The sequence below is a fragment of the Methylobacterium sp. WL6 genome (assembly GCF_008040095.1).
In the GTDB taxonomy this organism is placed as follows: Bacteria; Pseudomonadota; Alphaproteobacteria; order Rhizobiales; family Beijerinckiaceae; genus Methylobacterium.
This window is the reverse complement of sequence record NZ_VRVH01000193.1, coordinates 1-8757: the sequence shown is the minus strand read 5'-3', so window position 1 is coordinate 8757 and position 8757 is coordinate 1. Positions and strand designations below refer to the sequence as shown.

At 68.9% G+C, this 8757-nt stretch carries 8 protein-coding genes and 1 pseudogene; 5 read left to right on the top strand and 4 right to left on the bottom strand.

Translation table 11 applies throughout. The features are described 5' to 3' along the window. Positions 1–226 precede the first annotated feature (226 nt). From FV230_RS20105 to FV230_RS20095, 3 genes are all read right to left on the bottom strand, one after another. Positions 227–1447 (bottom strand): acyl-CoA dehydrogenase, encoded by a 1221-nt coding sequence (locus FV230_RS20105; RefSeq protein WP_246694935.1) that lies wholly within the window; start codon positions 1445–1447, stop codon positions 227–229. A 141-nt stretch (positions 1448–1588) separates the two neighbouring features. Further along, positions 1589–2518 (bottom strand): AEC family transporter, encoded by a 930-nt coding sequence (locus tag FV230_RS20100; RefSeq protein ID WP_147726061.1) that lies wholly within the window; start codon positions 2516–2518, stop codon positions 1589–1591. Positions 2519–2622: 104 nt separating this feature from the next. After that, on the bottom strand, positions 2623–3555 hold the full coding sequence (locus tag FV230_RS20095) for a 3-hydroxyacyl-CoA dehydrogenase NAD-binding domain-containing protein (protein ID WP_187275562.1): 933 nt from the start codon (positions 3553–3555) through the stop codon (positions 2623–2625). Positions 3556–3669: 114 nt separating this feature from the next. On the opposite strand from FV230_RS20095, the gene FV230_RS20090 reads away from it, so the two are divergent. From FV230_RS20090 to FV230_RS20070, 5 genes are all read left to right on the top strand, one after another. Next, entirely contained in the window at positions 3670–4650 is a 981-nt protein-coding gene (locus tag FV230_RS20090) for an ABC transporter substrate-binding protein (RefSeq protein ID WP_147726062.1), read from the top strand. Beyond that, positions 4650–5459 carry an ABC transporter permease gene (locus tag FV230_RS20085; RefSeq protein WP_147843643.1) on the top strand — a complete coding sequence of 270 codons (810 nt, stop codon included), beginning with the start codon at positions 4650–4652 and terminating at the stop codon, positions 5457–5459. Before FV230_RS20090 ends, FV230_RS20085 begins: the two co-directional genes overlap by 1 nt. 7 nt (positions 5460–5466) lie before the next feature. Continuing rightward, positions 5467–6261, top strand: a complete 795-nt coding sequence (locus tag FV230_RS20080) for an ABC transporter ATP-binding protein (RefSeq protein ID WP_147726064.1) — start codon at positions 5467–5469, stop codon at positions 6259–6261. 94 nt (positions 6262–6355) lie between these two features. Next, entirely contained in the window at positions 6356–7009 is a 654-nt protein-coding gene (locus FV230_RS20075) for an ABC transporter ATP-binding protein (RefSeq protein ID WP_147726065.1), read from the top strand. 88 nt (positions 7010–7097) lie between these two features. Continuing rightward, positions 7098–8339, top strand: a complete 1242-nt coding sequence (locus FV230_RS20070; RefSeq protein ID WP_147843642.1) for a capsule biosynthesis protein — start codon at positions 7098–7100, stop codon at positions 8337–8339. A gap of 28 nt (positions 8340–8367) precedes the next feature. Here the strand turns inward: FV230_RS20070 and FV230_RS30905 are convergent. Further along, positions 8368–8757, bottom strand: a pseudogene (locus tag FV230_RS30905) (hypothetical protein); the annotation flags it as partial.

The following is an 8757-nucleotide window of genomic DNA, read 5'->3' as shown; positions in this document are numbered from 1 at the left end:
CCGCCGCCGATGCCGCCGCCGCGACCGCCGAAGCCGCGGGCGTCGACCGTCGCCGGAAGCATCGCGAGGGCGCCGACCATCAGCGCGGATGTCAGAACAATCCGTTTCATAAGATTCTCACTCGTTCATCGACATGATGTTGTCGGATAAACAACGCGCGAGAGAGAGAAACGTACCGTTGTATCGTGTGCCCGCGGCGAAACATCCAATCGTCGCGGTCCTCCGTTCAGAAGAAGGCCTGCAGCCCGGTCTGCGCACGCCCGAGGATCAGGGCGTGGACGTCGTGCGTGCCCTCGTAGGTATTGACCGTCTCGAGGTTCTGGGCGTGCCGCATCACGTGGTACTCGCCCATGATGCCGTTGCCGCCGTGCATGTCGCGGGCGGTCCGCGCGATGTCGAGCGCCTTGCCGCAATTGTTGCGCTTGATCAGCGAGATCATCTCCGGCGCCATCTTGCCCTCGTCCATCAGGCGGCCGACGCGCAAGGACGCCTGCAGCCCGAGGGTGATCTCGGTCTGCATGTCGGCGAGCTTCTTCTGGATCAGCTGCGTCTGCGCCAGCGGACGGCCGAACTGCTTGCGCTCCAGGGTGTAGGACCGCGCCCGGTGCCAGCAATCCTCGGCGGCGCCCATCGCCCCCCACGAGATGCCGTAGCGGGCGCGGTTGAGGCAGCCGAACGGCCCCTTCAGCCCGGAGACGTTCGGCAGCAGTGCGTCCTCGCCGACCTCGACGCCCTCCATCACGATCTCGCCCGTGGTCGAGGCGCGAAGCGACAGCTTTCCCTTCAGCGTCGGGGCGGAGAGCCCCTTCATGCCCTTCTCCAGGATGAAGCCGCGGATCGCGCCGTCATGCGCGTCGGACTTCGCCCAGACCACGAACACGTCGGCGAAGGGCGCGTTCGAGATCCACATCTTGGCGCCCGACAGGCGGTAGCCGCCGTCGATCTTCTCGGCTCGCGTCTTCATCCCGCCGGGATCCGAGCCGGCATCAGGCTCGGTCAGGCCGAAGCAGCCGATGAACTCGCCGGACGCGAGCTTCGGCAGGAACTTGCGGCGCTGCGCCTCGGAGCCGTAGGCGTGGATCGGGTACATCACCAGGGACGACTGCACGCTCATCATCGAGCGATAGCCGGAATCGACCCGCTCGACGGCGCGGGCCACCAAGCCGTAGGCGACGTAGCCGGCGCCGGCGCAGCCGTACTCCTCCGGGATCGTCACGCCGAGCAGGCCGAGCGCGCCCATCTCGCGAAACAGGTCCGGGTCGGTCTTCTCCTCGGCGTAGGCGTCGACGATGCCGGGCAGCAAACGCTCCTGCGCGAAGTCGTGCGCCACGTCGCGGATCGCGCGCTCGTCCTCGGTGAGCTGGTCGTCGAGCAGGAACGGGTCGTCCCAGACGAAGCCGGCCGACGCCTTGGCCGTGGGGCCGGCGCTTCCGGCAGGCGCGCGCATCGGTGCGTTCATGGTCGGTCCCTCTCCGAGACTGTCTTCGCCGGTTCGGTGGTCCGCCGGTCCGTTGCTCGCGAAGATAGACGGATGCGCGCCGACTTCCACCGTGCCCGGCGCGGCGGAGGGGTCAGCCGCGCGCCGCTGTCACGCCCGGCCGAGCAGGGTCAGCCAGGCGATGGTGGTGAAGGGCGCGAGCAGCGTCGAGACCAGCAGGGAGGCCGCGATCAGCCCGGTCTCGGTGCGGTAGCGCATGGCGAGCAGGTAGGCGTTGATGCCGACCGGCATCGCCGCGAACAGGGTCGCGACGCCGGCATAGGCCGGCGGCATCGCGAACACCTTGGTCGCCAGCAGCCACACGATCAGCGGATGCACGACGAGCTTGAGCAGCGCGATCACCACGGCACCCGGCAGGTCGAACAGCACCCGGTAGCGCCGCAGCCCGGCGCCGAGCGCGATCAGCGCGCAGGTCGAGGCGGTCGCCGCGAACATGTCGATCAGCGACTTCGGGATGCCGGACGGGACGACGCCGCCCTGCTTCAGCGCCATCCCGATGAGCAGCGCCACGAAGATCGGGTTGCGGATCAGCACGAGAGCGAGGCCGCGCAGGCGCTGCCACAGGGAGCGACCGGCCTCCGCCTCGATCAGGAAGGTGGCGCAGCCCATCATCAGCGGCAGGTGGACGGCGAGCAGCAGGAAGAGCGGGAACGCGCCCTCCTCGCCGTAGGCCTGCAGGATGGTCGGCACGCCGACGAAGATCGTGTTGGACTGGCTCGCAGCGAAGCCGTGCAGGATCGCGCCCTGCCGCCCGATGCCGTCCCGCCTCCGCGCAATCAGCGAGCCGGCGAGCCACGACACGCCGGCGCCGCCGAAATAGGCGATCCAGTAGCCCCAGGCGATCTCGCCTTCGAGGCCGGGCCGGGTCAGCGTCGCGATGATCAGCGACGGCACGGCGATGGCGAAGACGTATTCCGACAGGCCCTCGCTCACCTTGTCGGAGAGCAGCCCGGCGAGCGCGGCGCCCCAGCCGATCAGGATGATCCCGAAGATCGGGACGATGATCATCACGGCGTTCACGGGATGGCCGACCGGTTCGTGTTCGAGGAGGTGCCGCGCATAGCACGCCCGTTGCGGCCGTCGCGCTGCGCCCGGCGCATGGCCGCAGCGAACCCTTGCGCCGGCTACGGCCCGGCGACCTCGGTCCGGGCCTTCAGGATGTCGATCAGCGCCCGGTCGCGGCGGGCTTCGAGGTCGGCGAGCGAGCGTCCGGCCGCCTCCGCCGCGACGCCCTCGACGATGGCGTCCTTCACCGCCTCGCTCAGGTCGGGATGGCCGAGGCTCTCCCAGCGGCGGACCTGGCTCGGGCCGAGATGGTCGAGATAGTGCCGGATGCCGCCCGCGCCGCCGCCGAGATGGTAGGTCATGTGCGGCCCCATCGCCGCCCAGCGCAGGCCCGGCCCGTTGCAGAGCGCGGCGTCGATGTCGGCGACGCTCGCGACCCCCTCGGCAACGAGGTTCACCGCCTCGCGGTACAGGGCCGAGGCGAGGCGGTTGGCGACGTGGCCCGGCATCTCGCGCCGCAGGATCACCGGGCGCCGTCCGAGCCCGGCGTAGAACGCCGCCGCGCGCTCGGCGACCGCGGCGTCGCCGGTGACGATCTCGACCAGCGGAACTAGGTGCGGCGGGTGGAACGGGTGGGCGACGATCACGCGCTCGGGCGTGCCGCAATCGGCGACGATCCGGCTGCGCAGCATCGCCGAGGTGCTCGACGCGACGATCACGCCGGGGGCCGCCCGCGCGTCGAGCTCGGCCAGGATCGTGCGCTTGACCGCCTCGTTCTCCGGCGCGTTCTCCTGGACGAAGACGGCGCCGGACACGGCTTGGTCGAGCGTCTCGCAGATCTCGAGGCGACCCGTGCCGGTCGGGCCGAGCTCGGCCAGCTGATCGCGGTATCGGGCGACGGACGCAAGCATCCGATCGGCGAAGCCGGGGGCGGTGTCGTAGGCCGCTACATCGAAGCCGTGCGCCAAGAAGAGCGCCGCCCAGCTCGCGCCGAGCGTGCCGCAGCCGACCACGGCTATCGGGCCGGTTTCATCCGTTTCAACAGCTGTCACCGCGTTGCCTCCCTGCGCTTTACTTTCAGTCGAGCACGCGCCTAGTCAATGCGACGCCCGGCGTACAGCGTCGGGCCAAACGCAGGCGGGACGACCTGCGACCGGAGGACATCGATGTTCAAGCGCGCTTCGGCCGCCGCCGCCGCAATCCTGTTCCTAGCCGCCGGAGCGGCGCAGGCCGACGATGTCGTCCGCCTTGGGAACCTGAAGTTCGCCCATTACGGCGCGATCTCGTACATGAAGGAGATCGCCCCGAAGTTCGGCCTGAAGATCGACGAGAAGCAGTTCGCCAAGGGCGCCGACATCTATCCGGCGATGGCGGTCGACCAGATCGACATCTCGGCCTCGGGCGCCGACGGCGCGGTGGCGGCGCGCGGCAACGGCGTGAAGCTCTACGTCGTGGCGGGCTTCGCCAACGGCGGCGTGCGGATCCTGAAGCGGCCGGACCTCGACGCGGTGAAGACGCTGAAGGACGTGAAGGGCCTCAAGGTCGCCACCGTCCGCGGCGGGACGCAGGACCTGATGCTGCTCGCCGAGCTCGACAAGCACGGCATGACCTGGGGCGAGCGCGCCGGCAAGGACGTGCAGCTGATCTACTTCAACAACTACGCCGACCTGAACCAGGCGCTGGCGCAGAAGTACGTCGACGTGATCTGCCAGTCGGAGCCGCAATCGACCCAGGCGATCAGCGCCGGCTGGGGCGTCGAGGTGGTCAAGCCCTACGACACGCCGATCGGCATTCCGGTGCGTCCGCTCGTCATGACCGAGAAGATGTACAACGAGAAGCCCGAGATCGCCGGACGCGTCCTCAAGCTGTTCGTGGCCGCGACCAAGGCGTTCATCGACGACCCGGCGCTCGCCGAGAAGTACGTGCGTGAATCGGTGTTCAAGGGCCAGCTCTCGAGCCAGGACTTCCGCGACGGCATGGCCAACGCGAGCTACACCTACGACGTCCCGGCCGGCCACATGCAGACGACCACCGACTACATGATGAAGTACGGCCTGGGTAAGATGGTGACCCCGCCCAAGAGCGACGCCGAGTGGGTGAAGACCGATCTTCTCGACAGGGCCAAGGCCGAGCTTAAGATCAAGTGATGCGGCTGTCCTCGCTTCGCGGCGCCGTCGTCCCGGTCGGGCTGCTCGTCCTCTGGGAGATCCTGAGCCGGGTCGGGGTGTTTTCGCCGATCGTCCTGCCGCCGCCGAGCGCGGTCGCGGTGAAGTGGTATGCCGGCCTCCTGCCCGCCCTCCCCTACGAGCCGGGCCAGGAGAGCTACGTCACCTGGCTCTTCTCCGGCGAGATGCCGCACGACGCGGTGTCGAGCCTGACGCGGGTGCTGTCGGGCTTCGTCATCGGGGCCGGGCTCGCGGTGCCGACCGGGCTGATGCTCGGCACCAGCGACCGGCTCTACGCGCTGTTCAACCCGCTGCTGCAGGTGCTGCGCCCGATCCCGCCGATCGCCTACATCCCGCTCGCCATCGTCTGGTTCGGGCTCGGCAACCCGCCCGCCCTGTTCCTGATCGCGCTCGGCACCTTCTTCCCGGTGCTGGTCAACACCATCGCCGGCGTCCGGCAGGTGGACTCGATCTACATCCGCGCAGCCCGGAACCTCGGGGCGAATTCCTGGACGATGTTCCGCCGCGTGATCCTGCCGGCGGCGAGCCCCTATGTGCTGGCCGGCATGCGGATCGGGATCGGCACGGCCTTCATCGTCGTGATCGTCGCCGAGATGATCGCGGTCTCCGACGGCCTCGGCTACCGCATCCTCGAGGCGCGCGAGTACATGTGGTCGGACAAGATCATCGGCGGCATGCTGACGATCGGCATCCTCGGCCTGATCATCGACGGCGCGATGAGCCGCCTCAACGACCACCTGCTGCGCTGGCATCGCGGCCTCGAGCGATAGGCCGTTCATGTCCGCAGAGATCGTCGTCGCGAACGCCGTGAAGGTGTTCGGCTCTGGAACCGCCGCGGTCGCGGCGCTGCAGGACATCACCGCCACGGTGCCCGAAGGCCAGTTCCTGTGCCTGCTCGGTCCGTCGGGCTGCGGCAAGTCCACCCTGCTGAACGCCATCGCCGGCTTCACCCCGCTGACCGATGGGCGGATCACGCTGGGCGGCCGCCCGGTGACCCAGCCGGGGCCGGATCGCGGCATGGTCTTCCAGGAATACGCGCTGTTCCCGTGGATGAACGTCGAGGACAACGTGCGCTTCGGCCTCGACATCAAGGGCGTGCCCAAGCCCGAGGCGACCGTCACCGTCGACCGCATCGTCGCGACGCTCGGCCTTTCCGACTTCCGCAAGCGCTATCCGAAGGACCTGTCCGGCGGCATGCGCCAGCGCGTCGCGATCGCCCGCATCCTGGCCCTCGACCCGCCGGTGATGCTGATGGACGAGCCCTTCGGCGCGCTCGACGCCCTGACACGCCGAACGCTGCAGGACGAGCTGCTCCGAATCTGGTCGGAATACCGCAAGACGATCGTGTTCGTGACGCACTCGATCGAGGAGGCGATCTACCTCGCCGACCGCATCCTGGTGATGACCTACCGCCCGGGCCGGATCAAACGCGACGTCGTCGTGCCGATGCCGCGCCCGCGCGATCCGGCGAGCCAGGACTTCAACGCGATCAAGCGCGAGCTCGGCGCGCTGGTGATGGAGGAACAGCAGCGCTTCACCAACGCCGAGTTGCACGCCCCGGCCGTCGATTAGGCGCGCGGCCGGCCATCCTCAGATTCGCCGTTTTCGGTGCGCACAGCCGCGGGGCGGCCTGCCGACCCGGTCGCGCCGAGGAGACCGGCCCGCGGTGATCCGCTTCGAGAACGTCACCAAGATCTACAAGACCGACGGCCACCGCCGCACGATCCTGGAGCGGGTGTCGCTGACGCTGAAGCCCGGCATCAGCTACGGCATCCTCGGGATCAACGGCGCCGGCAAGTCGACGACGATGCGCATGATCGGCGGCACCGAGGAGCCGACGAGCGGCAAGATCAAGCGGAACCTCCGGGTCTCCTGGCCGCTCGGCTTCGGCGGCGGCTTCCACCCGATGATGACGGGGCGCGACAACGTGATCTTCGTCGCCCGGGTGTACGGCGAGGACCCGAAGCGGGTGCTCGACTACGTCGAGGACTTCTCCGAACTCGGCAGCTACCTCGACGTGCCGATCCGGACCTACTCCTCGGGCATGGGCTCCCGCCTCGCCTTCGGGATGAGCATGGCGATCCCGTTCGACTGCTACCTGATCGACGAGGTCACGGCGGTCGGCGACGCGCGCTTCCAGCGGCGCTGCTCGGAGGTGTTCGCCGAGCGGCGCAAGTCGGCCGACGTCATCATGGTGTCCCACTCGATGGAGACCATCCGCGAGTGGTGCACGCAGGGCATCGTGCTGATCAACGGCCGCGCGATCATCTACGAGGACGTCAACGACGCGATCGAGGTCTATCGCCGCCTGAACGCGTGAGGATGCGCGGCGCGGCGGACATCGTTTCGCCGCGCACGAAGCCGAGGGTGGTCGCCGCCTCCGCCGGGACAACGGAAACAGCAGGTCCATGAACGTCGAGATCCGCAATCCCCAGGGCCAGCCGTTGACGACCGCCGACCGGTCCAAGGCGGTGGCGGAGTCGCTGAGCCAGATCGCGCGGCTGTCCCGCTTCGCCGACCGCAAGAAGGGCATCCGCTCCTACCAGAGCCACGTGAAGAGCGATCCGTGGCTGCCGATCCTGTTCGTGCTCTGCTTCGTCCTGCCGACCGCGCTCGGCGGGATCTACTACGGCCTCATCGCCTCCGACCGCTTCGTCACCGAGGCGCGCTTCGCGCTGCGCCCGGCGCTCGGCGGCGCCGAGAAGGCGACCCCCGACGCGGTCGGCACCAACGCCGGCGTTCCCAAGGAGATGCTGGCCCAGGACGTGCTGATCACGCACCAGTACGTCCTCAGCCGGCCGATGTTGGAAGTCATCCAGGCGAAGCTGCCGATCCGGGAATGGTTCAGCCGGGATCAGATCGACTTCCTCTCCCGCTTCGACGCCGAGAAGCCGATCGAGAAGTTCCTGAAATACTGGCACGAGCGCGTGAACGTCGAGCTCGAGGGCAGCTCCGGCATCATGTCGCTGACGGTGTCGGCATTCGACCCGGCCGAGTCGCTGGCGATCACCAAGGCGGTGATGGCGGAAGCCGAGCGGATGGTGAACGAGCTCAGCATGCGCGCGCGCACCGACGCGGTCGCCGAGAGCAACCGCGAGATGCGCCTCGCCGAGGAACGCCTCGCCAAGATCCGCCTCGCGGTGCGCGACCTGCGCAACCGGGACGGCGTCCTCGACGCGCAGAAGGCCAACGAGACCAATCTGAAGGTGATCGGCGAGCTTCGTGCCGCGCGCATCAACCTGTCGGTTCAGCTGACGATGTCGCTGCGCGACCTCGCACCGGAATCGCGCCGGATCCAAGACATGAAGGCGCAGATCAAGGACCTCGACGACAACATCAGCCGGATCGAGCGTCAGTCGGCGAGCCAGGATCCGGAGCAGAAGCGCCTGCTCTCCGACGCGCTGACGCGCTTCGAAGCCTTGGACAACGAGCGCAAGGACACCGAGAAATACTACGCCAAGGTCATCGCCGCCAACGAGCGCGCGCGGATGATCGCGGCGCGGCAGATCGAGTTCTTCAGCCCGATCGTCGAGCCGGTGCTGGCGGAATCCTCGACGCAGCCGCGGCGCCTGCTGATGAGCAGCCTGGTCGCGGCGGGCGCGGCGGTGTTCTTCGCCGCCGCCCTGTTTGCCCGCAAGCAGATAACCTGATCGCCGCAAGGCGACCAGGTTCGGGCGGTCAGCGGCGGTCCGATCCGAAGGTTTGGGTCGGCGCAGGCGGCGTGCCCGCGGCCTTGTGCTCCTCCGCCGGCAGCAGGGTGTGGCCGCTCTCGGTGTCGAGCCCCGTCGTAGTCGAGCCCGCGGCGCCGATCGCGGTCGACCCGATCTCACCCCTCGCCCCATCCGAGCCGGTCATCCCGCCGGTCCAGCCCTGTGCCCGCCAGCCCTGCGCCCGCTCGTCGAGATCGATCGAGCCGTGCCGATCGAGGATGGCGAGGACGCGGTCGGCATGGCCCTCGTCGACGCGCGCGGTGACGAGGGTCCCGCCCCGGCGCACGCCCTCCGCATAGGTCTCCGCCTCGTGCTCGCTGAGGCCGGCGCCGGTCAGCGCGCCGAGCAGCCCGCCCGC